Source organism: Brevibacillus sp. TJ4 (assembly GCF_044627595.2).
Classification (GTDB): Bacteria; Bacillota; Bacilli; order Brevibacillales; family Brevibacillaceae; genus Brevibacillus.
Genome location: NZ_CP185865.1, coordinates 2468771 through 2495002 on the forward strand (window position 1 = coordinate 2468771; position 26232 = coordinate 2495002).

Annotated in this window: 33 protein-coding genes and 1 tRNA gene; 4 read left to right on the forward strand and 30 right to left on the reverse strand. The window is 53.1% G+C overall.

What is annotated here, in order from left to right; all coding sequences use genetic code 11:
• From ACAF76_RS12015 to ACAF76_RS12070, 12 genes are all read right to left on the reverse strand, one after another.
• Window positions 1-840, reverse strand: coding sequence for a heptaprenyl diphosphate synthase component 1 (locus tag ACAF76_RS12015; RefSeq protein WP_400163791.1), 840 nt, complete (start codon window positions 838-840; stop codon window positions 1-3).
• A 114-nt stretch (window positions 841-954) separates the two neighbouring features.
• Complete coding sequence (locus tag ACAF76_RS12020) at window positions 955-1470, reverse strand: hypothetical protein (protein ID WP_400163792.1); 516 nt, start codon at window positions 1468-1470, stop codon at window positions 955-957.
• Between the two features lie 68 nt (window positions 1471-1538).
• Window positions 1539-1763: a trp RNA-binding attenuation protein MtrB gene (mtrB, locus tag ACAF76_RS12025; RefSeq protein WP_400163793.1), complete on the reverse strand. Its 225-nt coding sequence runs from the start codon at window positions 1761-1763 to the stop codon at window positions 1539-1541.
• 49 nt (window positions 1764-1812) lie between these two features.
• Window positions 1813-2451 (reverse strand): lytic transglycosylase domain-containing protein, encoded by a 639-nt coding sequence (locus ACAF76_RS12030; RefSeq protein WP_400163794.1) that lies wholly within the window; start codon window positions 2449-2451, stop codon window positions 1813-1815.
• Between the two features lie 188 nt (window positions 2452-2639).
• Window positions 2640-2716 (reverse strand) — tRNA-Pro (locus tag ACAF76_RS12035).
• A gap of 73 nt (window positions 2717-2789) precedes the next feature.
• Entirely contained in the window at window positions 2790-3353 is a 564-nt protein-coding gene (gene folE, locus ACAF76_RS12040; protein ID WP_400163795.1) for a GTP cyclohydrolase I FolE, read from the reverse strand.
• A 234-nt stretch (window positions 3354-3587) separates the two neighbouring features.
• Window positions 3588-3860 carry an HU family DNA-binding protein gene (locus ACAF76_RS12045; protein ID WP_400163796.1) on the reverse strand — a complete coding sequence of 91 codons (273 nt, stop codon included), beginning with the start codon at window positions 3858-3860 and terminating at the stop codon, window positions 3588-3590.
• 237 nt (window positions 3861-4097) lie between these two features.
• Window positions 4098-5576 (reverse strand): stage IV sporulation protein A, encoded by a 1479-nt coding sequence (spoIVA, locus tag ACAF76_RS12050; RefSeq protein WP_400163959.1) that lies wholly within the window; start codon window positions 5574-5576, stop codon window positions 4098-4100.
• Window positions 5577-5753: 177 nt separating this feature from the next.
• On the reverse strand, window positions 5754-6485 hold the full coding sequence (locus tag ACAF76_RS12055; protein WP_400163797.1) for a hypothetical protein: 732 nt from the start codon (window positions 6483-6485) through the stop codon (window positions 5754-5756).
• 15 nt (window positions 6486-6500) lie between these two features.
• Window positions 6501-6848, reverse strand: coding sequence for a 2Fe-2S iron-sulfur cluster-binding protein (locus ACAF76_RS12060; RefSeq protein WP_400163798.1), 348 nt, complete (start codon window positions 6846-6848; stop codon window positions 6501-6503).
• Window positions 6849-6863: 15 nt separating this feature from the next.
• A complete protein-coding gene (locus ACAF76_RS12065) occupies window positions 6864-7160 on the reverse strand; it encodes a 2Fe-2S iron-sulfur cluster-binding protein (RefSeq protein WP_400163799.1) in 297 nt (98 codons plus the stop codon).
• Window positions 7161-7176: 16 nt separating this feature from the next.
• On the reverse strand, window positions 7177-7365 hold the full coding sequence (locus ACAF76_RS12070) for a DUF2768 family protein (RefSeq protein ID WP_400163800.1): 189 nt from the start codon (window positions 7363-7365) through the stop codon (window positions 7177-7179).
• A 135-nt stretch (window positions 7366-7500) separates the two neighbouring features.
• On the opposite strand from ACAF76_RS12070, the gene ACAF76_RS12075 reads away from it, so the two are divergent.
• On the forward strand, window positions 7501-7992 hold the full coding sequence (locus ACAF76_RS12075; RefSeq protein ID WP_400163801.1) for a hypothetical protein: 492 nt from the start codon (window positions 7501-7503) through the stop codon (window positions 7990-7992).
• A 113-nt stretch (window positions 7993-8105) separates the two neighbouring features.
• Here the strand turns inward: ACAF76_RS12075 and ACAF76_RS12080 are convergent, their stop codons facing one another.
• From ACAF76_RS12080 to ypeB, 12 genes are all read right to left on the reverse strand, one after another.
• Window positions 8106-8384: a stage VI sporulation protein F gene (locus tag ACAF76_RS12080; protein ID WP_400163802.1), complete on the reverse strand. Its 279-nt coding sequence runs from the start codon at window positions 8382-8384 to the stop codon at window positions 8106-8108.
• A gap of 65 nt (window positions 8385-8449) precedes the next feature.
• Complete coding sequence (locus ACAF76_RS12085) at window positions 8450-9484, reverse strand: NAD(P)H-dependent glycerol-3-phosphate dehydrogenase (RefSeq protein WP_400163803.1); 1035 nt, start codon at window positions 9482-9484, stop codon at window positions 8450-8452.
• 43 nt (window positions 9485-9527) lie between these two features.
• Window positions 9528-10130 carry a glycerol-3-phosphate 1-O-acyltransferase PlsY gene (plsY, locus tag ACAF76_RS12090; protein ID WP_400163804.1) on the reverse strand — a complete coding sequence of 201 codons (603 nt, stop codon included), beginning with the start codon at window positions 10128-10130 and terminating at the stop codon, window positions 9528-9530.
• A gap of 15 nt (window positions 10131-10145) precedes the next feature.
• The gene (gene der, locus ACAF76_RS12095; protein ID WP_400163805.1) at window positions 10146-11459 is read right to left on the reverse strand and encodes a ribosome biogenesis GTPase Der; all 1314 of its coding nucleotides are present in this window, start codon (window positions 11457-11459) and stop codon (window positions 10146-10148) included.
• Between the two features lie 80 nt (window positions 11460-11539).
• The gene (locus ACAF76_RS12100) at window positions 11540-12169 is read right to left on the reverse strand and encodes a YphA family membrane protein (protein ID WP_400163806.1); all 630 of its coding nucleotides are present in this window, start codon (window positions 12167-12169) and stop codon (window positions 11540-11542) included.
• 86 nt (window positions 12170-12255) lie between these two features.
• The gene (fni, locus tag ACAF76_RS12105) at window positions 12256-13296 is read right to left on the reverse strand and encodes a type 2 isopentenyl-diphosphate Delta-isomerase (RefSeq protein WP_400163960.1); all 1041 of its coding nucleotides are present in this window, start codon (window positions 13294-13296) and stop codon (window positions 12256-12258) included.
• 87 nt (window positions 13297-13383) lie between these two features.
• Entirely contained in the window at window positions 13384-14556 is a 1173-nt protein-coding gene (rpsA, locus tag ACAF76_RS12110; RefSeq protein ID WP_400163807.1) for a 30S ribosomal protein S1, read from the reverse strand.
• Between the two features lie 169 nt (window positions 14557-14725).
• Window positions 14726-15331, reverse strand: coding sequence for a lysophospholipid acyltransferase family protein (locus ACAF76_RS12115; protein ID WP_400163808.1), 606 nt, complete (start codon window positions 15329-15331; stop codon window positions 14726-14728).
• The gene (cmk, locus tag ACAF76_RS12120; RefSeq protein WP_400163809.1) at window positions 15328-15999 is read right to left on the reverse strand and encodes a (d)CMP kinase; all 672 of its coding nucleotides are present in this window, start codon (window positions 15997-15999) and stop codon (window positions 15328-15330) included. Before cmk ends, ACAF76_RS12115 begins: the two co-directional genes overlap by 4 nt.
• A 136-nt stretch (window positions 16000-16135) precedes the next feature.
• Window positions 16136-16318 carry a hypothetical protein gene (locus ACAF76_RS12125; RefSeq protein WP_400163810.1) on the reverse strand — a complete coding sequence of 61 codons (183 nt, stop codon included), beginning with the start codon at window positions 16316-16318 and terminating at the stop codon, window positions 16136-16138.
• A gap of 28 nt (window positions 16319-16346) precedes the next feature.
• The gene (locus ACAF76_RS12130; RefSeq protein WP_400163811.1) at window positions 16347-17030 is read right to left on the reverse strand and encodes a flagellar brake protein; all 684 of its coding nucleotides are present in this window, start codon (window positions 17028-17030) and stop codon (window positions 16347-16349) included.
• 113 nt (window positions 17031-17143) lie between these two features.
• Entirely contained in the window at window positions 17144-18511 is a 1368-nt protein-coding gene (gene ypeB, locus ACAF76_RS12135; protein WP_400163812.1) for a germination protein YpeB, read from the reverse strand.
• Between the two features lie 83 nt (window positions 18512-18594).
• Between ypeB and ACAF76_RS12140 the strand changes: the two genes are divergently transcribed.
• A complete protein-coding gene (locus tag ACAF76_RS12140) occupies window positions 18595-18795 on the forward strand; it encodes a hypothetical protein (protein ID WP_421616745.1) in 201 nt (66 codons plus the stop codon).
• 84 nt (window positions 18796-18879) lie between these two features.
• On the opposite strand, the gene prsW is transcribed toward ACAF76_RS12140, so the two are convergent.
• Window positions 18880-19554: a glutamic-type intramembrane protease PrsW gene (gene prsW, locus ACAF76_RS12145; RefSeq protein WP_400163814.1), complete on the reverse strand. Its 675-nt coding sequence runs from the start codon at window positions 19552-19554 to the stop codon at window positions 18880-18882.
• Window positions 19555-19637: 83 nt separating this feature from the next.
• Here prsW and ACAF76_RS12150 point away from each other — a divergent pair, with 83 nt between their 5' ends.
• Window positions 19638-20612: an asparaginase gene (locus ACAF76_RS12150; protein ID WP_400163815.1), complete on the forward strand. Its 975-nt coding sequence runs from the start codon at window positions 19638-19640 to the stop codon at window positions 20610-20612.
• Between the two features lie 90 nt (window positions 20613-20702).
• Here the strand turns inward: ACAF76_RS12150 and ACAF76_RS12155 are convergent, their stop codons facing one another.
• The gene (locus ACAF76_RS12155) at window positions 20703-21935 is read right to left on the reverse strand and encodes a Glu/Leu/Phe/Val dehydrogenase (protein ID WP_400163961.1); all 1233 of its coding nucleotides are present in this window, start codon (window positions 21933-21935) and stop codon (window positions 20703-20705) included.
• A 334-nt stretch (window positions 21936-22269) separates the two neighbouring features.
• On the opposite strand from ACAF76_RS12155, the gene ACAF76_RS12160 reads away from it, so the two are divergent.
• Window positions 22270-23013, forward strand: coding sequence for a PIG-L deacetylase family protein (locus ACAF76_RS12160; RefSeq protein WP_400163962.1), 744 nt, complete (start codon window positions 22270-22272; stop codon window positions 23011-23013).
• A gap of 83 nt (window positions 23014-23096) precedes the next feature.
• Here the strand turns inward: ACAF76_RS12160 and ACAF76_RS12165 are convergent, their stop codons facing one another.
• From ACAF76_RS12165 to ACAF76_RS12180, 4 genes are all read right to left on the reverse strand, one after another.
• Complete coding sequence (locus ACAF76_RS12165) at window positions 23097-23699, reverse strand: genetic competence negative regulator (RefSeq protein ID WP_400163816.1); 603 nt, start codon at window positions 23697-23699, stop codon at window positions 23097-23099.
• Window positions 23700-23992: 293 nt separating this feature from the next.
• A complete protein-coding gene (locus ACAF76_RS12170; RefSeq protein WP_400163817.1) occupies window positions 23993-24907 on the reverse strand; it encodes an NAD(P)/FAD-dependent oxidoreductase in 915 nt (304 codons plus the stop codon).
• A 60-nt stretch (window positions 24908-24967) separates the two neighbouring features.
• Window positions 24968-25648: a LysM peptidoglycan-binding domain-containing protein gene (locus ACAF76_RS12175; RefSeq protein WP_400163818.1), complete on the reverse strand. Its 681-nt coding sequence runs from the start codon at window positions 25646-25648 to the stop codon at window positions 24968-24970.
• On the reverse strand, window positions 25645-26226 hold the full coding sequence (locus ACAF76_RS12180; protein WP_400163819.1) for a lysostaphin resistance A-like protein: 582 nt from the start codon (window positions 26224-26226) through the stop codon (window positions 25645-25647). Before ACAF76_RS12180 ends, ACAF76_RS12175 begins: the two co-directional genes overlap by 4 nt.
• Between the last annotated feature and the right edge of the window lie 6 nt (window positions 26227-26232).

Sequence of the window (26232 nt, forward strand, 5' to 3'; positions counted from 1 at the left end):
TTACAACTCCTCAATTACCCGCTTCAGCCGGTTCACCCGATGTTCGTAACGGGCCGTAATCGAAGCGAGCATATTGCGCGTCTCAGCCGGGTGCAGCGTACGTACCATTTGTTCGCACAACCCGATCATTTCCAGCGCTTTGGTCTCGACGATTGTCAGTACGTGCGCAATCGTAGCTCCCGGCTTTTGCAGCAAAAAGCGCGAAAAGCCGAGCGGAATGATCTTCTCCTGCCACTTCAAATGCTCCCATTCGCCGATGACGCTCTCCATCGTAGCGGTATCTTTGAACAGACCGATCCAGAAGCGGCGCACCTCTTCCCGTTTGGCGTACTCGTTCACGATCGCCACGTACAATCCGGTATCGATCGTATTTCGCAATTCCCAGTACTCGTCATCGGAAGAAAGTTTGCTGTCCCGTTCTGCCACGTACAGACTCATCTTCGCTTCATTTACGCGCTGAACTGCACCGGACAATACCTCCACGGCCTTGATCTCCCCTGCTTGGGCCAGGAGCTGGTAGTAACGGCTGCTGTAATAATCCCCGGCCAGCACCGTAAGCTGCCGCACTCGCTCCGCAGTCAGTGTTTGTTCGTACGTGTTTGTTACTTTTTCATGCATATCCAATCCCAACTGGATCAGTCCTGTCGCCGTACAAAAAATCGTTGCCCGTTCCTTGGTCATACCTTGTTCCAGCAAAAACAGGTACAAAAGCGCAAGACGATTTTCCGCCACCCGGGGAACGTCGACGTATGATTCCACGTAGGATTGTTCAATTCGCTTGTAGATCTGTTCGATGATCAGCCGAACATCTTCTACAATTGGAGTCTGTTCTTTGCTCATGCTTCCTCCTCCACAAGGTGTACACAACCTGACGATGCCTGTCTCGTACATTTCCTGTTTTCCATACTTGTCCGGTCAAAAGGCCGTCCTAACCATCATATCATACTTCCATGGTCAGGGAGTAATTCTCTCATAAAAATAAGGGTCAATCCGCACCGGAAATGTGCTTTTTACATAGGTAGAGATGTCCCCTTCCGCATCCTTGCTCAACGTGCTTTCCGCCATTGTGGCACGGTCGGACTGAATCGCTACCAGCAAGCGGGAGGTGCGCGTCGTCGCGTTTTCCTCCAGCAAACGGAAGTAGACCTGCCCGACATTTTCCGTATACGTAAACATATCGGAAGACCAGCTGTAAAAATCCTGGTACACATGCGACAACTCTACCCGCTCGCCCGGCATCACGCTCAAATCTACATAGACAGCCGGCTGCTGCCATTTGACACGCTTAATATTATAATGTGTTGATATTGTTGTAAACAAATCGATCCCATTTTTCTCGTTCAACTGGATCGGGCGGGACGCCTGGAATGTCTCTATATCCTTCCGATACAGGGTAGCGCCAGGAACGAGTGACAACATCATTGCCAAAAAGGTGGCTACGGCAATCGCCATAAACATTTTTCGGGGCATGGCAAATCCCTCCTCACCACCATTGTACAAATAAAAGAAGCAGGCTATGCCTGCCTCGAATACTCTTCTTATTCCGTTGTGTCGACCGTACCGTGATGCGAGTAGATGACCGCTTTTCCCCGTACCTTGATCGCGGACGTGTGCTCGGTGAATTGAAAAATCATCACTTCTCCCTTGTCCAGCTTCTCCGTATGGTGAAAGCGGGTGTCAGAGCCTCTGGTAAGGCCGATGACGTGTACGCCATTCTCTTTTGCCTTGACGATGACGTAGTCTTGCTGCGTGTTGGGTTGCATCCGAGCGCCTCCTCTCCTATTCGTGTGCCGCAGAAAATGGCGGTCTGCCTTACAGGCGATTCATAATCTTTTCGACGTAGCGCTGGGTTTCCTCCGGCAGCAGGTGGTATTTCTCCATCAACTGCTCATCGTTGGCAATGCCCAGCCGGCTCACCCGGGTCGGACCGGCATTGTACGCCGCCAAAGCAACCCCGACATTGCCGTCAAAACGGTCGATCAGCTCTTTCAGATACTTTGTGCCGCCAGCCAGATTCTCATCCGGATTGTATGCATCGCGGACGCGCATCGCTTGTGCTGTCGCGTCCATCAGTTGCATCAGTCCTTTGGCTCCGGCATGGGAGGTGGCAAGCGGATTAAAATTGGACTCCGCGCGAACGACTTCGCGCACCAGGTCTTCATCGACGCCGTAGGAGCGCGCAACGCGTTCAATCTTTTCCAGAATCGTGCTCACCGGAATGTTCGCTTGTCCTGCCGTATATGTATAATTCCCCGAAGTCGTTTGGAAAAAATCCCATCTTGGCGAGCCGTTCAGTTCGGCTGCAATTTGTTGCGCTGTAATCACTCGCTGCCCACCGGCCACTTCAGCCTGCAAAATGTCTGCAAACAGCGCATCTTCAGATGATGTGCCGCTCTCAAGTACATTCGTCAGTTGTGGTGTATAGGCAGGGAACATTGCTTGAATTTTCATGTCCGCGCACCCTTCCTTTTGACTCTCTCTATCATTATAGAAAAGAAAGAAGAGAATGCCAAGAGCGATGATCCGGTTTCTTTCCTTTTTTGTAAAAGCAAAGAAGCTGATACCTGTGCAATCAGGTACCAGCTTGCATGTAAGTTCGTATGTATACAACCAAATCACGTGACATGAGTGATTATGAATGGTCGGAATGCAGGGATTTGAACCCTGGACCTCACCCACCCCAAGGGTGCGCGCTACCGGGCTGCGCCACATCCCGACTGTACATCTATACTATACAATAGTTCACCTGTAATGTCAAGGATAATTTTGTATATTCCTTGCCACCCCACCTAGGAGCGAATCAAGCTGAATACTTCGGCGCGTGCAGCCGCGTCGTTTTCAAAAATCCCGCGAACAGCCGAGGTGATTGTCTTGGAACCCGGCTTCTTGACGCCACGCATCGTCATACACATATGCTCTGCCTCAACCACGACGACCACACCGGACGGCTCCAGCTTGCGGACGATGGCATCTGCTACAGTCGAGGTGATGCGCTCCTGCAATTGCGGACGGCGCGCTACCGTTTCCACGGCACGTGCCAATTTGCTCAATCCGACCACCCGACCGCCTTGTGGAATGTACGCGACATGCGCCTTGCCGAAGAACGGAACGAGGTGATGCTCGCACATGGAGTAAAACGGAATATCTTTGACGAGTACCATTTCCTCATGGTCTTCGCTAAACACAGTCTCAAAGTAGACTTCCTCGTTTATATGCATGCCTTCAAACACTTCGGCGTACATTTTGGCGACCCGCTTGGGCGTATCCAGCAATCCTTCGCGGTCAGGATCTTCTCCGACTGCTTCCAGGATCATGCGGACAGCTTGCTGGATTTTTTCTAAATCGACATTCATATGTAGTACCTCCTGCCTACTGGCTTTCCATGCTCTACTTCTCCTCGAACTGATTGTATCCATATACCCGTACCGGGAAAAGATTCAGAGACGAAACAAGCCCATCTTACCACATTTCCCTAAAAAAAACAAAAAAGAACTGAACTCGTTCAGCTCCTTCCTTGGGCGTAAAGCAGAAAAAAACCCACATTCAAAAAATGTGGATTTTTATGTAAGAATTGAAGCATCAAAGGATTACTTAATGGAATCTTTGAGTTGTTTACCTGGTTTGAACGCAGGTACTTTGCTGGAAGCGATGTCGATCTCTTCACCAGTTTGCGGGTTACGACCTTTACGAGCCGCACGCTCACGCACCTCGAAGTTACCGAAGCCGATCAGCTGAACTTTGTCACCAGATTTCAGTGCTTCAGCAATTGCATCCAGTACAGCGTCAACTGCTTTTGTTGCATCTTTCTTGGTGAGTTCAGTGGTTTCTGCCACTTTTGCAATCAGTTCTGTTTTGTTCATTTCTTGTTCACCTCCCCTCAAAGAATCCAGTGCTTCGTTATTCATTTTCTTAACCGAAACCTCGGTTTTTATACTCGAATGGCTGTTTTTACCGCTCTGACAAGCTTATAGTAATACACCGTTTTCGTAAATTCAAGTCCCACCTGTCGAATTTAAGCGAAATACAAGAAAAAAGGCTTCCCACGACTGGGAAACCTGTTACTTTCTGCCTATTTTCTGAGTCCTTTTTCCTGCCTGCTACAGTATAATTGCGATCAATCCGCCGGAGCCTTCGTTGATGATCCGACCCAGCGTTTCCTGCAGTTTATAGCGGGCGTTGTCTGGCATCATCGTAATTTTCGCCTGGATACCCTCTCGGACGATCGAGTGCAGCGAGCGGCCAAAAATGTCAGAGTTCCAGATGGACAACGGGTCTTTGTCGAAATCTTGCATTAAATAGCGAACGAGTTCTTCGCTTTGTTTTTCCGTCCCGATGATCGGCGCAAATTCGGACTCCACATCGACGCGGATCATGTGAATGGAAGGTGCGGTGGCCTTCAATCTGACGCCAAAGCGAGGTCCCTGGCGGATGAGTTCGGGTTCGTCCAAGGTCATTTCATGCAGCGATGGAGCGGCAATGCCATAGCCGGTGCTGCGTACCATGTGCAGCGCTTCCGCCACCTGGTCGTATTCGCGCTTGGCGTGGGCGAACTCCTGCATGATCTTGAGCAGATGGTCTTTTCCGCTGATCTCCACACCGACGATCTCCATCAGGATGCGGTCGTACAATTCGTCCGGGGCATACAGGTCGATCTCGGCAATCCCTTGGCCCATATGCATGCCGGCAAGCGAAGCCCGCTCTACGAAGTCGTATTCATTGAAGTAGCCGACGACGCGGTCCACATCGCGCAGCCTGCGAATGTCCTGCACGGTTTCGCGTACAGCTTCCTCGTAGTTTTGGCGCAGCCAGTGGCCATTCTCCAGGACCATCACCCAGCTTGGCAGGTTGACGTTTACTTCGTGGACAGGGAATTCAAACAGCACTTCCCGCATCACAAGCAAAATTTCCTGCTCGGTCATGTGATCGACCGAGAGCGCCACTACCGGGACATCATACTTCTCTTGCAGTTGCTCACGCAGTTTTTGCGTCTCCTCCGAGCGGGGGCGCGTCGAGTTGACGACCATGACGAACGGCTTTCCGACTTCTTTCAGTTCGTTGACGACCCGCTCTTCGGCGTCGATGTATCCTACACGCGGAATTTCCGCGATACTGCCATCGGTTGTAATCACAATCCCGATCGTGGAGTGCTCCTGGATCACTTTGCGCGTGCCTACTTCTGCCGCTTCTTCAAACGGAACCGGCTCTTCATACCACGGTGTGTTCACCATGCGCGGGCCATTTTCGTCCTCAAATCCCTTGGCCCCCTCCACAGTATAACCGACGCAGTCAACGAGGCGGACGTTGATGCTGAGTCCTTCTGTTACATGTACATTGACAGCCTGGTTCGGAACAAACTTCGGCTCAGTCGTCATAATTGTTCGCCCGGACGCGCTTTGCGGCAGCTCATCTGTCGCGCGAATCCGCTCGGCCTCCGACTGGATGTTGGGGATGACGACCTGCTCCATAAATCGCTTGATAAAGGTTGACTTGCCCGTACGCACAGGTCCTACTACCCCGAGGTATATATCCCCGCCCGTCCGTTCGGCTATGTCTTTAAAGATGTCAACTCGTTCCACCATCGATGACCTCCTTCTATTTGTCTATTTTTACACTATGACCGATTTTCCGAATTATCCCTGACCGCCAGTATTTTCCCGGGAACCTCGTACTAGTTTTGTGGACACTACAAATATATGTGCACCGGCGGGAAGTAGAACAAAAAAACGGCTCTTTTTTTGAGCCGTTTCCTGTAATCAATTCAGTTTTAGCAATTTTGGCTGGCCGTCCTCCATTTTGTACGGAAACGATTTGGCCGGAACGAAAGTCGATTCTCTCGCCATCACATAGCGCGGGTCGGTACGATCCGGCACGGTAGCCTCGCTTTCGCGCAGCACTGTCGCGATGTCCATCGCATAGTCTATCCCTACCACGCCTTTGCTGTTCATAATCAGCGGCAGCAGGTAGTTGCCGGCAGTACCGGGCACCTGCGTCTCTTTCATTCCGATCTTTGCGAAGTCGATAGAAAAATACCCTTCTCCCAAGTCTTCCTTGATCGGCAGTTTGTTGTCGTTGTTGTAGCGGTAGCGGTCGACAGCCAGTTGTACGTCCGCCACGGTACTGACTGCCCCGAGGTGAATCAGCCGGACGGTCGGGTTGGTCTCCACATCGATGAGGACGTATTTGAATACTCCCCCTTTTTCAAAGGCATTGCCCGGCACATCAGGCAAGTATTTGGGGACCATTTTGGTAAAATCAATTTCGTATTTCTCGAAAATCGGAGTGTTCAGCTCTTTGGTGACAATCGGAAGGACCGATGTATCCGCCCTGTATTGCTCGATTCCCTTCTGGGTCATATCCAGCAGCATCTCGCTGGGCACCTGGTTCTCCGCGCGTCTTTCGGCCGGGTACAAACACCCGGACAGCAAGACAGAGACGATTACCAAGCTGGCTGCAAATGAATAGAAGTTTCTTTTTTGAAACAACATGATGCGATACACCTCTTACTCTTCCTCTGCGTTTTCCCGCCGCGCTCTCTCCAGCGCAGCCTGCACGACGGATTTCAACCGGCTCTCCGGAATGCGCACTGCGCAATCCCGCTGTGTCGTTTTTGCCTGGCAGCCAAGGCGCACCCCGTTTTCCAGCTCGTGAGCAGTGAGTTTTCGCGCTTCCATTGGGGTGGGCGCGGACAACTCCCCCTGCTCCAGCACGACCTTGCACATGAGGCAGGAGGCCCGGCCGTGACAGCGCTGCGGGATGACCACACGGGCTGCGGCGGCCGCACTTACTACGGACTGCCCTGGCCTTGTCCGAATCGTTTTCCCGGCAGGCAAAAAATGAATCTTTCCCATATGTATCTACTCCTGTCAGTACGGGCGATGCGCAACCGTCACATTTCCCTCTCTGACGATCTGAATCTGGCATCCCAAACGATATCCTTCTGCTCGTTCGGCCTTGCGCAGTCGAAGTTTTTCTTCGTCTGTCAGCGCATTCAGATTTTCCGCTCCATCGACTACCAGTGTCCGGCACTGGGCGCATATTCCCCGCTGGCACGCATGCCCCCACACTATCTTGTGCTGCTTGGCCAGGGTGACGATCGTTTTGTCAGTCTCGACTGGCACCTCGTATGTGCCAGCCCGTGTTTGCATTGTCAGGTTAGCCATACCTTCCTCCCGTTTCCTAGACAAAAATGACAACCAAAATCAGAACAAACGTAGCAATCAACATCAGAAAAGCGATTGTTTTCAGCAAAAAGCGCAGCAAGCCGCTCGCCGTTTTTCTGGCGTACAGCATGAGAAAATTGCAAGCGAACATCAGCCCGATGGCCACGAAAGAGATGTTCATCTTGGTGATAGGATCGATATACATAGGGATTGCAGCTTCCTTTTCTTATTTTTGGGTATAGTATACCATACTTCACCATCCTGCGCCTGCCGCATGCGAACCTCCCCGTAGACGAACGCATAGACTGTTGATGAATTCGCCTATTTGGAGGGATGGCAGTTGAGCAATCGAAAATGGCGAAATCCGTACGCTCCCATACCAAGCAAAAAGCTGAACGATCAGGCAACCGAGATATCACTCGCCGTCATGCCAAAGAAAGTGCTCCCACCCCTTGACCTGCGTACGTCGGTATCGAAAATGCGCCATAACATCAAGGGCATCAGCAGCACGATACGCCAGGTGGAAGAGACGATGGATTCGCTGTACGGGGCTATGGAAGTATTTGACAAGCTGACGAAAAAGAACACGGAGAAACCTGCCGCTGCACCGGAAAAGCCCATGCCAAAGCGGCGCAAAGCACAACAGGCGCCTGTAGCAGTGGCGGAGGAAGAGGAGCAGGAATCCGGCACGTCGGCAAGCGCAGGCGGCAGCGGTAATCCGCTGGCCAACATCGATATCGGGCAGCTTCTCGGACTACTCCAATCTCCCCTGATCCAGAACTTGCTGACCCAAACGCTGCAAGGCAGCAAACAACGAAAAAAAGAGGGGTGATCCCCTCTTTTTTTCGTTTCTTCTGTAGGTCAGCCATGTCCCTGTAGAGCATGATTGTTCCTAGTTTTACAGTATGACGGTTTTGACAGCATGGAACGGTCATAACCGCCCAATTACTTGAGAAACTTGGTTAAACTGCTCATATCGTGCAAGTTGATCTCCTGGTCGCGGAACATTTTCAGTACCTGTTCTTCCTTCTCCGGCGTCAGTTTTCTGCCACTGATCATGGCGACAGAGCGAATCAGCTCACGAAGTTTTGCCTCGTCTTCAAAGTCGCTCGGCTTTACCTGGCCGGCCAAAGAACGCAGCTTATCCGTATCGACATTTTGACCTGTCTGTCCTTGCAGGCTTTCCATCAACCGGCGGGAAAGTTTGTCTTTCACCAGTATCATTCCTCCTACCAACTAGGCTTACAACCTATGGTATGTGCAGGAGCCTACAAGTGTGATATGTCCCGTCAGGAGCGGTCGCCTTCCGCGTAGAGATAATCCAGCTCGAACGTCTTGCCGCGCGTCATCAGTTCTTCGACACCCTGTTCCGGCGGCTTGCCTTCAAACAAAATGCGGTACAGCACCGACGTAATCGGCATCTCAACCTGCTCGCGGGCGGCCAGGGAAAAGGCGGCATGCGTCGTCCGCACTCCCTCGACGACCATGCCCATCTGTTCGAGTACATCGTCCAGTTTTTTGCCTTGGCCCAGCATGTACCCGGCGCGCCAGTTGCGGCTGTGCTTGCTGGTGCAGGTCACGATCAGATCGCCCACTCCTGCCAGTCCGGCAAAGGTCAGCGGACGGGCTCCCAGCTTCCTGCCCATTCTGCTGATCTCCGCCAAACCGCGGGTCAAAAGTGCAGCTTTGGCATTGTCCCCGTATCCGAGTCCGTCTGACAAACCTGCACCGAGCGCAATGATGTTTTTCAGTGCACCGGCGATCTCCGCTCCGACCAAGTCAGGGTTCGTATAGACGCGAAAGTTTTCATTCATCAGCAAATCCTGGGCATGCAGCATACTCGCCTCTTCGTCAGATGCTACGACAACTGTCGTCGGTTGATTGCGCACGACTTCCTCCGCATGGCTGGGACCGGTCAACACAGCGAGCCTCTTGGCGATCGGCTCCGGCACTTCTTCACCGATCACTTCCGACATACGCTTGAGCGTCTCCAACTCAAAGCCTTTGGTCGCATGCAAAAGCAGTACATCGGGATGCAGATGCGGCGCCATTTCCCGACAGACTTGCCGCATCGCATGGGACGGAACGGCAAGCAAGACGACGCGCATGTCCCGCACAGCCTCGCGGATATTTGTCGTCGCTGCAATGCCTGTAGACAGCTTGATGTCCGGCAAGTATTTTCTATTCTCATGCTTCGTGTTTACGTCGCTGGCCAGCTTTTCGTCACGGACCCAGAGCGTGACCTGATGTCCGTTTCTGGCGAGTACGGACGCGAGCGCTGTTCCCCAGCTCCCAGCCCCGATCACGGCAACATGTTGATTCACGATCACAAACCTCCCTTATATCCCTCGCTGCATTGATCTGGAATCAATCCAGCTTCCGCTGCGCTTTTTCCCCGATTTTGCGCTCCTTGCCCGAAAGAAGATTGCGGATATTATCATAATGACGAATGTAGGCAAAAATGGCGAGGATGAGACTCGTCCACACAAAAGCAGCCGGTTTGTCCAGCAGGTAGATCACGATGGGCAGAGCCGTGACCAAGAGGAGTGATCCGAGCGATACGTACCGGGTGATCGCAATCGCGATGACGGCGATGACGGCTCCGATCAGAAACGCAAGGGGTGAAAAGCCGAGGGCGACACCAAGCGTCGTGGCGATGCCTTTGCCCCCGCGAAAGCCGAAGAAAATCGGCCAGTTGTGTCCGGCGATGGCAAACAGCCCCGCCACGGCGTAAGCCAGCGGGTCGCCTGTCAGCAAGTGGGCAATCCCCATCGCCGCCAGTCCTTTGAGTGCATCCAGAATCAGAACAGCGATTGCCGGCCCTTTTCCCAGGACGCGCAGTGTGTTCGTCGCCCCCGCGTTGCCGCTTCCATGTGAACGGATGTCGATACCGGCTATTTTTTTGCTGATCAAGTAGCTAAAACTGATTGATCCGATCAGATAGCTGATTACCCAGGATAATAGCACCATACTGCTTCCCTCTCCCTACGCTTTTTTGCGCGTCCAAATCCGGATCGGCGTACCTTCGAAGACGAACGCCTCGCGAATTTTGTTTTCTATATAACGCTCATAGGAGAAATGCATGAGCTCTGGATCGTTGACGAACAGAATGAAAGTGGGGGGCTTGACCGTCGCTTGTGTCGCGTAGTTGATCTTGAGCCGTTTTCCCCTGTCGGACGGCGGCGGAGTGCGAATCGTCGCATCCGTAATCAGATCGTTCAAGACGGATGTCGGGATGCGCATGTTGTGTGCCTCTGCCACCTCGTTGACTTTTGGCAAAATGGTGTGCACGCGCTGCTTGGATTTTGCCGAGACGTAGAGGATCGGGGCGTAATCCAGGTATTTGAACTCCTCGCGAATCAGCTCCGTGAAGCGCTGCATGGTCTTGTCGTCCTTCTCTACGGCGTCCCACTTGTTGACGACGATAATGACAGCACGGCCCGCTTCATGGGCATAGCCGGCGATTTTTTTGTCCTGCTCGATGATGCCTTCTTCCCCATTGAGCACGACGAGTACGACGTCCGAATCCTCGATGGAGCGCATGGCCCGCATCACACTGTACTTTTCCGTCGCCTCGTACACTTTTCCCCGCTTGCGCATTCCCGCCGTATCGACGAGTATGTAATGCTGCCCGTCCCGTTCGAAAGGCGTATCGATCGCATCACGCGTCGTACCCGCGACCTCGCTGACAATGACCCGCTCTTCCCCGAGAATGGCATTGGTCAACGACGATTTCCCGACATTCGGGCGGCCGATGATGGAGACGCGGATCACGTCATCGCCCAGATTGTCCTCATCCACTGGCGGAAAATGAAGTGCGACGGCCTCAAGCATATCGCCCAAGCCAAGTCCGTGGCTTCCGGAAATCGGATATGGATCACCCAAGCCCAGGGTGTAGAAATCGTAAATATCGGCACGCATGTCCGGGTTATCTATCTTGTTTACGGCGAGCACGACCGGCTTGCCGGTGCGGTTCAGCATCCGCGCCAACTCCTGATCGGCATCTGTCACGCCTGTGCGTCCATCCGTGATCATCACAATCACATCGGCTTCATCGATGGCGAGTTCAGCCTGATAGCGCATTTGTGTAAGAATTTCGTCGGTCTCGCCAAATTCAATACCACCCGTATCAATGACGTGGAAAGAACGAGTCAGCCATTCTCCCTTCCCGTACAGACGGTCACGGGTTACACCCGGCTTGTCCTCCACGATGGCGATACGCTCGCCGACCAATCTGTTAAAAATCGTGGACTTGCCCACGTTGGGTCTCCCCACAATGGCTACCACTGGCAATCCCATAGTTGACAACACTCTCTCTCATTTGCTTTTTTGACTAGCTAATCATACCACAATCTGCATATGCCGAACAACGACAAGCCCTAGGCATCTTCCGGGTTGGACGGCTCTGCACGGTTCCCCGCCATCCGTTTGATGACGGTCCAGACGAGCCGGTACAGCGACCAGCCTGAAAGACTGCTCCACAGCAAATCCTGGGCGTACTCGTCGCCGAGAATACAGGCACCGGACCATTTCCAGAAGTAAAAGCCGTGGGTGGTGTCCGCGATCTCCAGCGAGAAAAGAAGGGAAAAGAGCTGTGACAGCGGGCTGCGAGTAAAAAGCGAAACCATGATGACGGCTACTGTCGGCAACAGGATTCGCTCATCCCAAACCAACAGCACTGGATCGGAGAAAAATACCCATCGCAGCCAGAACAGCGACCAGGCGATGCCGATGGAGGCGATCAAATGAAAGCGGCGCTTTTGCGGCTGTACGCGCGTGTATAGCCAACCGCAAGCAACGAGCGGAAGAAGCGTTCCGCTCAAACTGATCTGCACCGGAGCGAAGGAAAGCTTCCAGCTGGCGAAGGTGCAGAGGAGCGTTACGGTCATGGCCGCCAACACATTTCTGCGCGACAGTCCCACTTCCCGCAACAGGCGATCAAGGCTTCCCATCCAGACCAGGCAGAGCATACACCACTGGATGAGCATCGCAAGTGTCCCTTCGTTCATGTCCATCTCCTCACGATGTGGTTGTCTCTGTCAAAGTATGCCTCAAGCGCCTTTCTTTCATTAAAATGGCCATCTGCGAATCCCGCTTATCCGCGTTGGGCGTATCGCTGTGGCTCGATCCCGCGCAGGCGGGCAAATTCGCCAAGCTCGCCCAGGAGCAGCACAGGTACTCTGCGCAACTCGTCTGGTCCTGTCACGCCGAGCGCCGTCATCGCGACACGAATCTCATGGTGCCAGCGATCGAAGACCGCCAACGCCTCCTCTGTCGTATGGTTTTGCACGAGTGCAAGCATCGCCCCTGCCATACCGACTGCATCGGCACCCAGTACCAGCGCTTTTGCCACATCGAGACCGTGGCGCACTCCGCCCGTTGCCATGAGCGAGATGCCCCGCTCTCGCGGCTCGCATGCTGCTGCCTCCAGCAGACTCTCCGCCGTGGACAGCCCCCATTGCTCGAATGCGGTCAGGGGCTGGCGGCTGCGCATGTTCTCGATTGTGGCAAAATTGGTTCCCCCGCTGCCGCCGAGGTCGATCAGTGTCACTCCGGCTTCGAACAATCGCTGCACCGTTTGCGCCGTCATGCCAAAGCCTACCTCTTTGACCACGACAGGGACTCCCAGTTTTGACTGGATCATCTGGATGTTCTCCAAATACCCGTGAAAGTCCCGATCTCCTTCCGGCATGAGCAGCTCCTGCATCACGTTCAGGTGAATCTGCAGTCCGTCGGCTCGGATCATCTCCACGGCTGCCGCCGCTTGGTCGACAGTTGCCTCCGCCCCGATATTGGCAAAGATGATGCCCTCTGGATGTTCCTGCCGCGCAATCGAATAGCTCTCTCGAACGGAAGCATCCTTGACGGCTGCCATCTGCGAGCCGACCGCCATCGCCAAGCCTCGCTCGCGGGCGAGAATTGCCAGCTTCTGATTGATTCTCTTTGTCACCTCGGCGCCGCCTGTCATGGCATTGATGACGATCGGGGAACTCAGCGCGAACGGACCAAACCGGGTGGACAAGTTCGAGTTGTCATAACATATATTCGGTAAACTGTTAGGCAGCAGACGAACAAGATCAAAATGATTGCCTGCTACCTGTTCATTCACGCGCATTGCGTGACGGATATGTTCCATTTTTCGCTGCGCTCGCTCCACCTTTTCCGCCTCCTGTACAAAACAAAAGGGATACGCTGCTGCGCATCCCCTGTTTTTCGCATATGCTTACTTCAGTTTATCCTTCAGGTCGCCAAACAGTTCGCCAAGCGTAACACCCATCGGCTGGTTGTTTTCTTGCTGGAACTGCTGTTGCTCACGTTTGGACGCACGCTCTGCCTGCTCCTCACGCTCTTCCTCTACGGCGCGAATACTCAGGCTGATGCGTTGTTCATGCGGAACGACATCCAGTACCTTGACTTGTACTTCCTGGCCTTCTTTCAGGACTTCGCTCGGCGTGTTGACACGGCGATTGGCGATTTGCGAGATGTGCACAAGACCTTCGATTCCCGGCGCTACTTCAACGAAAGCACCAAACGAAACGAGGCGTTTGACAGTACCGGTCACGATCGAACCCGGTTTGAATTCTTCCGCCACATTCGCCCAAGGACCTGCCTGCGTTTCCTTGATGCTCAGGCCGATGCGCTCGTTCTCGCGGTCTACCTTGAGCACTTTCACTTGCACCTTGTCGCCTTCTTTGACTACGTCAGACGGCTTTTCTACGCGGTTCCAAGCCAGCTCGGAAACGTGCACCAGACCGTCTACGCCGCCGATGTCGACGAATACGCCGAAGTCCGTCATGCGCTGTACGGTACCTTCGAGGATTTGCCCTGGTTGGATCGAGTCGAGAATCGATTGTTTTTTCACTTTTGCTTCATCTTCGAGAACAGCTTTATGAGACAGGATCACTTTGTTTTTCTCTTTGTCCATTTCCACTACTTTCAGGCTGAGCTCTTTTCCTTTGTAATCGGAGAAGTCCTCAACAAAATGACGCTCTACCATGGAAGCAGGGATGAAGCCGCGAACGCCAACATCTACGACCAGGCCGCCTTTTACGACTTCCTTCACGGTCGCATGGATAACTTCGCCAGACGCCATTTTTTGCTCCAGGTCTGCCCAAGCTGCTTCCATCGCTACTGCTTTTTTGGACACAACCAGCTCTTCCTTGTCATCGTTGAGCTTGATTACTTTTACTTCAAACGTGTCTCCGACTGCTACTACATCGGACACTTTTTCTACGTGCAGTACAGACAGCTCGCTGATCGGAATCAGTCCGTCGTATTTGTACCCTACATCTACTAGTGCTTGTTTTTCTTCTACCTTGGTCACCGTTGCTTTCACGGTGTCGCCAACAGAGATAACTGTGGCGTCTGTAAGGTGTACATTGGTTTCTTCCATCATAAAGACCTCCTTAAATGCCATCCAGTCCCAAACCATCGATCAGAGGTTGCGCTACAACCACCGAGCAAGAAGCGGGAGCATGTATATTTTTAACTGACGCCCGGAGGCTGACAGTTAGATGACGAGCCAGTATGTTCCAGCAGATTTAGTATTCTTCGCTTCGGCGTTTCTATACGGAAGCCGAAGAACGATGCTGCTCATGCAGCGATCGGATTTCCGCCATGATCAGTTCAGTGACGCTTTTCACCGTCTCCGAATTCGTCTTGGCTTCGCGATAGGCGCTTAAGTCAATCGGCTTGCCATATATGATCGTTATCGGTCGAAACAGACGATACGGTCCGATGATCGCGACCGGCACCACTTCTGCCTGTGACTTGAGGGCAAACATCGCTGCTCCACCCTGCCCTTGCCTGATTTGTCCAGTCTTGCTGCGGCTGCCCTCTGGAAAAATCCCCAATACTTTCCCTTGTTCCAGTATGTGCAGCGTCGAGCGGATCGCCGCCCTGTCGCCCGCTCCCCGTTTTACCGGAAAAGCGCCAAACTGGGTAATGAACCAGGAGAGTACCGGGATGCGGAACAGCTCTTCTTTTGCCATAAAGCACACCTGGCGCTCAATGCCGGAGCCCAACAGCGGAGGGTCCCACAGTGAGATGTGGTTGGCGCACAGGATGACTGGCCCTTCCTTAGGTATATGTTCTCGCCCGATCACTTGCCAACGGTAGGCAAAAGAAAAAATCGCGCGAAAAAAACTGCGGAACAGACGGTATAACTTCACTGCTTCGACTCTCCCGTTCGATCGCAAATTTGCAAGATCCGGTCCACGACTTGCTCAATCGAGCTGCCTGTTGTGTCCACGAGAACCGCGTCCTCTGCCTGGCGCAGAGGGGCAACTTCCCTGTTCATGTCGCGATGATCGCGCTCGGCGATTTCTTTCTCCATGTCAGACAATTGCGGATCGTTGCCTTTTGCGCGCAATTCATTCCATCGTCTGCGCGCCCTCTCCTGAATCGAAGCAGTCAAAAATATCTTCACTTCTGCATCAGGCAGCACATGCGTCCCGATGTCCCTGCCATCCATCACTACATTCCCTCGCGTCGCCATCGCTCGCTGCAACCCAAGCATTTGCTCGCGAACAGATGCGTAACTGGCAACGATGGAAGCGTACTCGCTTACTTCCGGGGTGCGGATGAGACGGGTGACATCGATGTCATTCCAGTATACACGCTGCTCGCCCTGTTCACGCTCCAGGCGAATCGTGTTCTCCTGAAGCAGGCGGGCGACCGCTTCCTCGTTCTCGACGGGAAGCTCGTAATGATGCACGGCCCAGGCCAAGGCACGGTACATGGAACCCGTGTCAATATATAAATAGCCCAGCTTTGCGGCTACTTGCTGCGCAACAGTGCTCTTGCCCGCTCCCGCTGGTCCATCAATCGCTATATTCATTCTGTCTCACCTGCTATGTACAGTAATCCGAAAAAAGGAGTAGAAACAAGAAAAGCTTCTGCTGAAGCTCCATTCCTCTCCTATGTTTCTGTGCCCTACCACTTATAGTACCATAGTATGGAAGCATGCGCAAACCTTACGGGACACGGGAAACTCCTTCCAACCGATCCGTTTCGACCAGAACTGCGCGAACTGGCGCATACTCAAGCAGCCATTCTCCCGCTGTCAGGAGGATGAAACATACGGCTATGGCGATGATAATTCCCTTTTCTATACGCTTGGCTACACGCTGAAATTTCTCGTTGTATTGGCTCGTCACGTAAGCTCCCGTCCTGTCCGTTTTGGCGTTATTCGACTATGCCTTTTTTGCGCAATTCCAACTGTCTTTCATAGCAAGCCCTGACCACTTTGGCCCGATCCACTTCACTGATCTGGATGAACTTCCCGGAAATCCATTGAAAATAGCCTCTTTCTTCTTCAACGACCTGTCTGACGACCTCCAGGACAGCGTACGCATGCTGGACTTGTCCTGTTTTGCCGGGGAGCGCGATCCAGACGTGCAGCTGATCCCCTACTCCAATGCGATAGGAATCAGCGCATCGGAAGGAAAGACCTCCACCACTCAGATCGATGGTTCGTGCCACGAAATGGTACGATCGCACGGAATCGATCATCTTGATGGCGATGTCAACACCTGTTTCGATCCGCAAAAAGTTTCGTCGCTGCGTGCGATTGATTTTTTCTGCAGCAGGCAGCTCCAGAAGCAATACGGGGAACGGCTCCAGCTCCCTGCCGACGACGGACGAGGGAAAATCATAACGAGAACCGTCTTTTGCAATATACCAGATTTCACATGCAGTCCCAACGTCAAGCAAACCCGTTCTGCCTGTATTTTCGCTGATCGGCAGCTCAATCAAGGCAATGGAGTCCCGTATGTCGGACACGCGGCTTTTTAATGTAGCAACCCCTGTTTCTTCAGAGGAATCTCTTATGTTTACATATACTGTTTGTCCGATTTGCGGAAAGCTCATGCAACGGTCCTCCTTTGTTTCTCGTCCCCATTTCCATTATATACTCGAACGCATGCAAACAGCAAATAGGGAAAGCCTTAAATTCCGGCTTTCCCCATTGACTTTTTTGCCGCTTATCTTCCTGCTGCCTGTCCACCGCCGACGTCCATTTTGACAATCTCTTCCTCTTCGCCAGTCTGGGCGTTGACGTAAATCATGTAGTTGGTTCCGTCGAGATCGCAATCCAGTTCCCAGGCGAGAATTTCCTTGCCATCGTTTTTGCCTTCGATGATCGCCAGGCGTTGATCGTTGATCTTGACGCCCCCGTTGATGTGTTTCCTCGCTTCCTCCTGGCTGATCGTCGCTTTCGGGATGGTGCGCGGCTTGTGATTGTAGAGATACTCTGTAGAGTTGAAGGCGGTCACGCTGCCGTCGTCCAAAGCGACCTCCACAGCAACAGCGTCCGGATAGATGCGCACCCCGCCCTCATTGGGGACGAAAGTAAAGGTGGCTACGCCTCCATAGCTGTCGCTTTCCGATACCTCCATATTTTCGTAGCCGTGTTGCTGCAAAAACCGGCGGCCTTTTTCCTGTGCTTGTGCCAGCGAGAGCTTGGGGCTGCCCACCTCACGCTCATTCATCATCCAGATGACCTTGCCGCCGTTTTTGGTCACATCCATGTTCAGCGCATGTTGTCCGCCCTGTGGAACGACCCTGACACTGTACGCGGAATACTGTCTGCCCTGACCGTTTTCATCTACTTCCACCTTCGCCTGGCCTTGCCTGATGCCGAGAAACTTCAGCGCGGAGCGTTTGGCTTCCTCCGTGTTTACTCGCTTGCCGTCGATCCCCCGGATCCGCTGTTCCCTTTTTCTCTCCAGGCTCTGAATCCCGACACCCCAGTCCAGATCGGGGTACTCCTCCACCTTTTTCTCGATCGTGCGGAAGCCGTCGACAATCGTATTGTCCGTCTGCTTGTCGTCGGAGGCCAGGGCGGTCTCCACGTCCATCCAGCGCAATTGCTTGTCGAGGACGTTCGTCTGTACCTTTTGCAGCTCGCTCTTGATTTCAGCGGCGTGCTTGTTCAAGCTCTTGAGCGTTTCGTACTCTTTTTGCGTGAGCGGTTCCTTTTCCAGATCGCGTACGGCTACCCGGTAGGAAAAATCGGCAACGCGCGACAGCATTTCTTCGGTCTTGTTAAACGGCATCAGCGTCAGCGGCAGCTGCCCTACAGCAGCCTGAGCCCCGTATGACAGGCGCCAGACGTTGGTCAGAGTCGGCGTCATCTGGCGTCTGGAATTGACGACCAGCGCCTTGCCCAATTCCTCGTGCAGCTTGTCCACATGATACGTAAGCTCATGGAAGGCACGCTGGTACGAGTTTTCGGCCTTGATCAAGATGGAATTTTTCTCGTTATGCTCCTGGTAACCCCAGACGCCTGCTCCCACGAGCGCGACCAAGGCTACGGGAAAAAGTACGCGTGAGACTGCTCCATATACCATCGCTTTCGTTCCTCCTGTTTTCGGATTACGTCCTTGGCACGTCTTGCAATCTTTGCATAGTGTTAGTGGAGGAAGAATGGATTATGCATCCGACTCGCTTGGCGAGAAGGCGCGGACCGCACAAAAAAAGCCCGATGCTTTCTATCGCACCGGACTTCTCTGTTTGGGGGGCACAGATTTTCAATCAGATTCCTGTATTTGAAAGTATTGGCTATTGTCGCACAGGCACTGGCGAAAACCCGTTTCAATCTGCCCGCTCGGATCGCGACGGCCGCGCAGGGTAAATGTCTCACCGCATACATTGCAACGTATCGTCACCTTTGCTCGCTGGGTTTGGTCTTTCATCAAATCTCGTCTCCTCCTCGTCCTTATTGTGGACGGGATGAGAGATTTTTAGAACCGAAATCGTGGGCGCGCTGCACCTTTTTCATCCCTTGCCACCAGAGCAGCACCATGAACGGAATAATCACGACAATCCAGTTTTGAATCGACAAAAAGATGAGATTGTACAAGGCGTGCAGCAAGATGGGCAAAATAACGGAAAACCACAGGAAGAAAAGCTGCTTTCTCCGATTCACCGTGAATTTTGCCCTCCCCATGTAATACCCCATCCAGACCCCGAACAGGGCATGGCCGGAAACGGGGAGCAAGGCGCGCCACAAGGCGACGTTCGTTCCGTTAATAATCAGATAGAAGAAATTTTCTAACGTAGCGAAGCCGAGAGAGACAGCGACCGCATAGACGATGCCGTCATAAGGCTCATCAAATTCAAGATGCTGGTAGACGGTAAAAAAGATGACCATCCATTTGAAGAACTCTTCCAAGACGGCCGACTGGAGCACTTCCATCATCACACCGCCTTGCCAATGCCATTCGTGCTGCATAATATACTGGAGAACCATGATCGGAACCACCAGAAGCATGCCAAAAATAAATGAGCGGATGACCATGGAAATGGGCTCCGGCTCAAAACTGTCACGCAGGTAAAAATAGCTTAAAATGGCAATTCCCGGGGCTATCGCAGCAGTGATCAAAGCGATCATCCTGCATTACTCCTTTACACAAAGCTATTATTCATCGTACCATGAATACTGGTTGATGAAAACCCCGCTACAGGAGAGAGAACATGCCAAATAAAGTGCTCGTGCTCAATACTGGCGGCACGATCGCCATGTCGGTAGACGCTTCAGAAGCTGTGAAGCCGCTCGACGATCAAGCTGTCATAAACATTTTGCCTTTTCTGGAGCAATACGCGGATGTCACGATGAAAAACGTCTTTCAATTGCCAAGCCCGCATATCACCCCAAGCCATATGAACGAGCTGCGCATCCGGATCGAATCGGAGCTGGAGCAGGATCGGTACGCGGGGCTGGTAATTACGCACGGAACGGACACGTTGGAGGAGACCGCCTATTTTCTCGACCTGACCTTGTCGCTCTCCATCCCGGTTGTGATTACGGGAGCGATGCGCAGCAGCAATGAACTGGGGGCAGACGGTCCGGTCAACCTAATCTCCTCTGTGCGTACAGCGGCAGATCCCGGCAGCAAGGGGCGCGGGGTTTTGGTCGTATTCAACGACGAAATTCACGCAGCTGCTCACGTGACCAAAACCCACACCAGCAACGTAGCCACTTTTCAGTCGCCTGAATTTGGACCGATTGGCACTGTTTCCAAAAAAGGCATACACTATCACTACGCACCAGTAAAACGGGAACACTACGAGATTGAAACGGCCGATGCCAACGTCCCTCTGGTCAAGGCCGTAGCCGGCATGGACCCGGCATGGCTGCAATTTTTGCTGGAGCAGCCGATCGACGGACTGGTCGTCGAAGCGTTCGGTCTCGGCAACCTTCCGCCTGCGATCCTGCCTACTCTGCAGCAGCTTTTGGACAAAAACATTCCGATCGTGCTCGTCTCGCGCTGCTACAACGGTCAGGTACAGGACATTTACGACTACGAAGGCGGCGGCAGGCAGCTAAAAAAACGCGGGATCATTTTCTGCAACGGCCTGAACGGTCCAAAAGCGCGCCTCAAGTTAATTGTCGCCTTGCAGCAGACGAACGATGTGAAAAAGTTGCAGGCGCTGTTTGAAGCGATGTAGAATGCAAACTGGCCGACCCAATAAATCAAGCAAGGGCTGTTCCATCGTCCAAAGACGCGGGAACAGCCCTTTTTCATTACCCTCGTACGCTTAAACCCAGCCGCGGAAACGGGACGCTTCGGCCATTTTGCGAACCCCTACCATGTAGGCAGCCAGACGCATATTGACGCGGCGTGCCTGATGCACGGAGTAGATGTTCTCGAATGCGCGAACCATCACTTTTTCCAGTTTTTCTTCCACTTCTTCTTCTGTCCAGTAGTAGCCCTGGTTGTTTTGTACCCACTCGAAATAGGAAACCGTCACGCCACCAGCGCTTGCCAGAACGTCTGGCACGAGCAAAATGCCACGCTCTGTGAGGATTTTGGTAGCTTCCAGTGTAGTCGGACCGTTGGCTGCTTCCACGACAATTTTTGCTTTGATGTCATGTGCATTCGCGCCCGTGATCTGGTTCTCGATCGCAGCCGGCACGAGGATGTCGCAATCCAGTTCGAGCAGTTCCTTGTTGGAAATCGTGTTCGTAAACAGTTTGGTGACAGTACCAAACGAGTCACGGCGATCCAGCAAATAGTCAATATCCAGACCATCCGGATCGTGCAGGGCGCCGTACGCGTCAGAAATGCCGACGACTTTCGCCCCGGCGTCGTGCATGAATTTGGCCAGGTAGCTGCCGGCGTTGCCGAAGCCCTGGATCACTACACGTGCTCCCTCGATGTCAATGCCGCGGCGTTTTGCGGCTTCACGTATGCAAATCGTAACCCCTTTGGCCGTTGCTGTCTCCCGGCCATGCGATCCACCCAGCGCAATCGGTTTGCCTGTAATGAATCCCGGAGAGTCAAACTCGCGAATACGGCTGTATTCATCCATCATCCAAGCCATAATCTGTGAATTGGTAAATACATCTGGTGCAGGGATGTCTTTTGTCGGGCCGACGAGCTGGCTGATTGCCCGCACATAGCCACGGCTCAGGCGCTCCAATTCACGGAACGACATCTCGCGCGGATCGCAAATGATTCCGCCTTTTCCACCGCCATAAGGCAGATCGACGATGCCGGCTTTCAAGCTCATCCAGATTGAAAGCGCTTTCACTTCATCCTCAGTCACCTCCGGGTGGAAGCGAATACCCCCCTTGGTCGGACCGACCGCATCGTTGTGCTGGGCACGATATCCCGTAAACACTTTCACCTCGCCGTTATCCATGCGAACTGGAATACGAACGGTCAATACGCGCAGCGGCTCCTTCAGGAGTTCAAACATCGATTCTTGGTAACCTAGTTTCTCCAGTGCTTCCTTGATCACCGTTTGGGTCGAGTGCAGCAAATTCATGCTTTCTGCTTGTGTCTCAGTCCCTTTGGTGCTTTCGGTTACCACATCTTGATTACCCATTACTTACCACCTCAGAAATGTTGTCGGTAAATCCATCGTTAAGTATACACGCTTGTATCAAGGATGAGAAGATGGAAATTCCCAGCCAGACAATTTCCAGTTGTTTTTTTCGCTACGACTCGTTCGGTGCAGTATGAATGTATTGTCACAACGGGCATTATGACACTCTACCATGTGTAGCGTACCCCAACACAGCGGTTTCATCACCAAACGCAGGCAATTGTGCCATAATGATTCATAAGGATAAAAAAAGACCTGAAAAGGAGACTGCCGCATAATGAAAAACAGCATCCTGTTTGTTTATGCCCATCCTGACGATGAAACCTTCACCGCCGGAATCACGATCAGCAAATACGCGCAGGAAACTGACGCCGCAATCCACGTCGTCAGCGCAACCAGAGGGCAGGCTGGCAAGCCGGGCAATCCCCCGCTCTGCACAGTCGAGGAATTGCCGCAGGTCCGTGAACGAGAACTGCGTGAGGCATGTGCTATTCTCGGTGTAACGACGGTAGAACTATGGGATTATGAAGATAAAAAGCTCGACCAGGTACCCGTATCCGAGCTGGCAGCCCACGTTCACGCCGCGATTGCCCGGCTTCGCCCGCAGGCAGTGGTCACATTCGCCCCACACGGCATATCCGGTCACCCCGACCACAAGGCGATCTCGGCAGCGGTCACACAGGCGATCCAGACGCTTCCCGAGGGCAGCCCGGTCCGCAAGCTGTATTACGCGACACGCGCAAGTGACAGGACGTTCGGCGCGATCCAACCCGTTTTTGGCGATCCGTACGATGCCATCACGACGATTATCCAGGCCCCGGCGTACACCCGGCAGGTGGGAATGGCTCTGCGTGCGCATCGCACGCAGCATCTCTCCGTAGAACGCGTATTCCCTGGCGTACCTGCGGGAGATTACTCCAATGTGCCGGACCAGAACCACTTTATCCTCGCCTGGAACAACATCCCCGGCTACACGATCAGCGGCAAAGAACACGACGTTTTTGCGGGAATCGAATGAGTGCAGGAAAAACAGTAAAAGCACCTAGCGCGGCAGGCTAGGTGCTGATTTATGGGCAAATCTGTTTTTTGTGATAGCGAAAATCAGTGAAAGTGCCTGCAAATCTCTTTGACAGCGTCGTCAGCCACGACGACCTTGCCGTATTCCTCAAGTACATAGATCGTAGTCGGCGTCGCTTCCCCGTACTCGGAGAGGATCGCAATCAACTTGTGGAATCTCTCTTGATCCAAATCGACTTCTTCCAGAACAAGGTGGTACTTGCCCTTGTAGAAGTACGCTGTTCCTCCATTGGTCAACAGAGCGTTTATTCGATGAGAGACTTCTACCAGATGCTCGAAGTCGCGGAAGGCGTAGATGATGAGATCACTTTCTTCCAAGGTAACCTCAAGCTCGTATACGTCATCTTCTTCGTACTCTTCCTCTTCCTTGGCATCCTTTGCGCCTGTTTTTCCCCGCGTTACGATTACGACCATCCCTTGTGCTGGCAAGGCGAACACTTCAACGGCGACTGGCCCTGAGACTTCAAAGCCGAGCTCATTATATGCCTGTTCCATCATGTCGTTGAACAGCTCGTGTACTTTCGGAATGTCACGCCACATGTCTTCTTTCTCTATACCGCGCTCCGACAAATCATCAAATGTTAAAAAGATACGTATTTTGTCTTGACCAAGGCGTTCAACACGCATGACTGTCCCTCCTCGCCATCCAGACGTACTACAAATTATGATCGTAAGCCTGTAAGAGTTCTTCGCTTTTTCCGGCAAGTACCCCGCTGTCTACAAACCATTTTTGCCTTGCAGGAAAATTGAAGGTTAGTCCTATCATATCACATTTCCCAGGCGGAACATAGCGATGCGACAGCTTGTGTGGGTTTTCGGGCACATTCGCGACATGCTGTGCGATTCGCTCGAAACGTGGAGGCAGATGCGGTACCTTGTCAAAAGATGCGCTTTCCCAGGAAAAGATGCTTATGCTCGCGTCATTTCCCGTGGGCTTCGCGTTCGCGCAGCCGTTTGTGAATCCAGATCGCTGCCTGGGCTCCGTCCCCCATAGCAATCGCCACTTGCTGCGAGTGGTTGACGACATCGCCCACTGCCCACAGGTCCGGATGATCCGTCTCCCTCGTCCGCGGGTTGACGATGACATGTCCTTTGTCTGTCAAGCGAACGCGAAACGCTCGGATCAGGTCTGTTTGCACATGCGCTCCGGGAAACGCCAAAAACGCCCTGCTCACTTCAAGACGCCTGCCGTCGTAAAGCTCAAGCGCAACAAGTTGTCCGTGGGTATGCACAAAACGGATGACCCGGGTGTCCCAAATCGGTATCGAATCGTTCCATTTGTCCACAAGCCCGGATTCAACCGAATCGCCTGTGTGGTTGATGACAAACAGACTTCGCGTGAAGCCGATCAGCTCATCGATCATTGCGATGGCATTGGGCCCTGCTCCGACAATCGCTGTCTTTTTGCCGACACTTTCATACCCGTCGCAATCGGGACATAAAAACACCGATTGCCCCAGGCACTCACGCACTCCCTCGATGGCCGGGAAGGGATCGCGTATGCCCGTCGCGAGCACCAGCGTGCGGCCTTGCATGAGCGATGCCGCGTTTTTCGTCTGAACCGTGAAGCCACTCTTTTCATCGTGCTTGACGGCGACGACCTCATCGGTAAAAAAAGCGGCTCCGTACCGCTGCGCCTGTTCCTTGCCGCTGCGCCGGAGCGTATCGCCGCTCACCCCGGAAGGGAAGCCGAGTATGTTGTGATAGCATTTGGCTACCGCCGAACGGCCACCCGGGATGTCGATGACGGCTACTTTTCGCAAACATCGTGCGAGCTGAATCGCGGTCTGCAACCCGGCAATTCCTGCCCCGATGACAATCGTATCGTAAATCAATGGGTACCTCCCTCTGCCGGCAGCTATTTCTCATAGCATATCCGGGAGTGGAAGCGTTCATTACGAGGAGAGCGGAATCATCACGACTTTGCCGATAGACAGCTGTGCATCTTCAGGAAGACCGTTGTATTTGGCAATGCGTGAAACGCCAAAATTGTGACCGTAATACTGCCGCGAAAGTTTGAACAAGGTGTCCCCTTTTTGCACGATGTGGCGAACGACCTTGGGCTGCTGCTGGCTGGTATCCGCCTGTTGTGCCTCTGGCTGAGCCGCTGGTGCAGACGGCTGAACTGTCGGCTTTTCGCCTGCCGTAGCTGACTGCGGACCCGTCGAAGCAGATGGCTGTGTCGAGACGGCAGCCGCTACCTCCCGAGAAGGAGTCGTTTCTCCGGTCGTCTGGGACGGCACTTCCTCTGCCTGTGCATCCTTCCTATCCGGCAACGGCACGACTGGTTCCTCCACTGCATCAGCACTTTCACCGGAATCGGACTGTGCGGATTGCGGCAACTCTTGCGCAGCTTGTGAATCCGTCGAACTGCTCGTATTCTGCGATACCCTTGTTTCGGCTTTATGTGCTTGGTTGGCATGGTAGAGCTCCCAGCCGATCAACCCGAAAAAAAGTGCCCCAAATACAATGAGTCCAGCCTGAATCAATGTTTTCAACGATACTTGCTGCTTTCGTTTTTCGACCTTGCGGGAGCGGCGCGGCGGGAATCCACCTTCACCTTGTATCTCGCTCACAGTTCCTCCCCCTGTCTCCGTTTTATCGTGTAACGCAAATACATAGCAAGAACCAAGTCAATCCCGATGTGGGCCAAAATCGGCGGCCACAACGAATGCTCAAGCTCAAACAACAGACCGAGCAGCCAACTGGTGCCGAACATGCTGATGACGAGCAATGGCTTGCGCAAATATCGCGTATGTACAATGGTAAATATGACACTCGTCCACAAATTTCCTGCAAATGGGTGAATCACACCACGAAACAACCATTCTTCGCTGAAGCCGACTGCTACACACACAAGCACAATGCCCGCTGTGGACATGTTCCCGAAAATCCGTTCGTTGATGCTGCCATCATCCTGCCAATTGGACGGCAGGTACCGATCCATGGCGATGCTCGTCAAAATCACGACGGTAGCTGCCGCCGCAGCCCAGCCAACTCCTGACAGCAGAGGAAGCCGAAATAAGCCAAGCGTGCCGTCCCAGCCGTGCAGCCACAGGCTGCAGGATGCCGCAATCGCCAAAATCAACCCTTGTGTCAGCCAGAGGTTCAAGCACAGTGTGGCGTCGTCTACTTCCTGCAAATTCCGTTTCACCGTGAA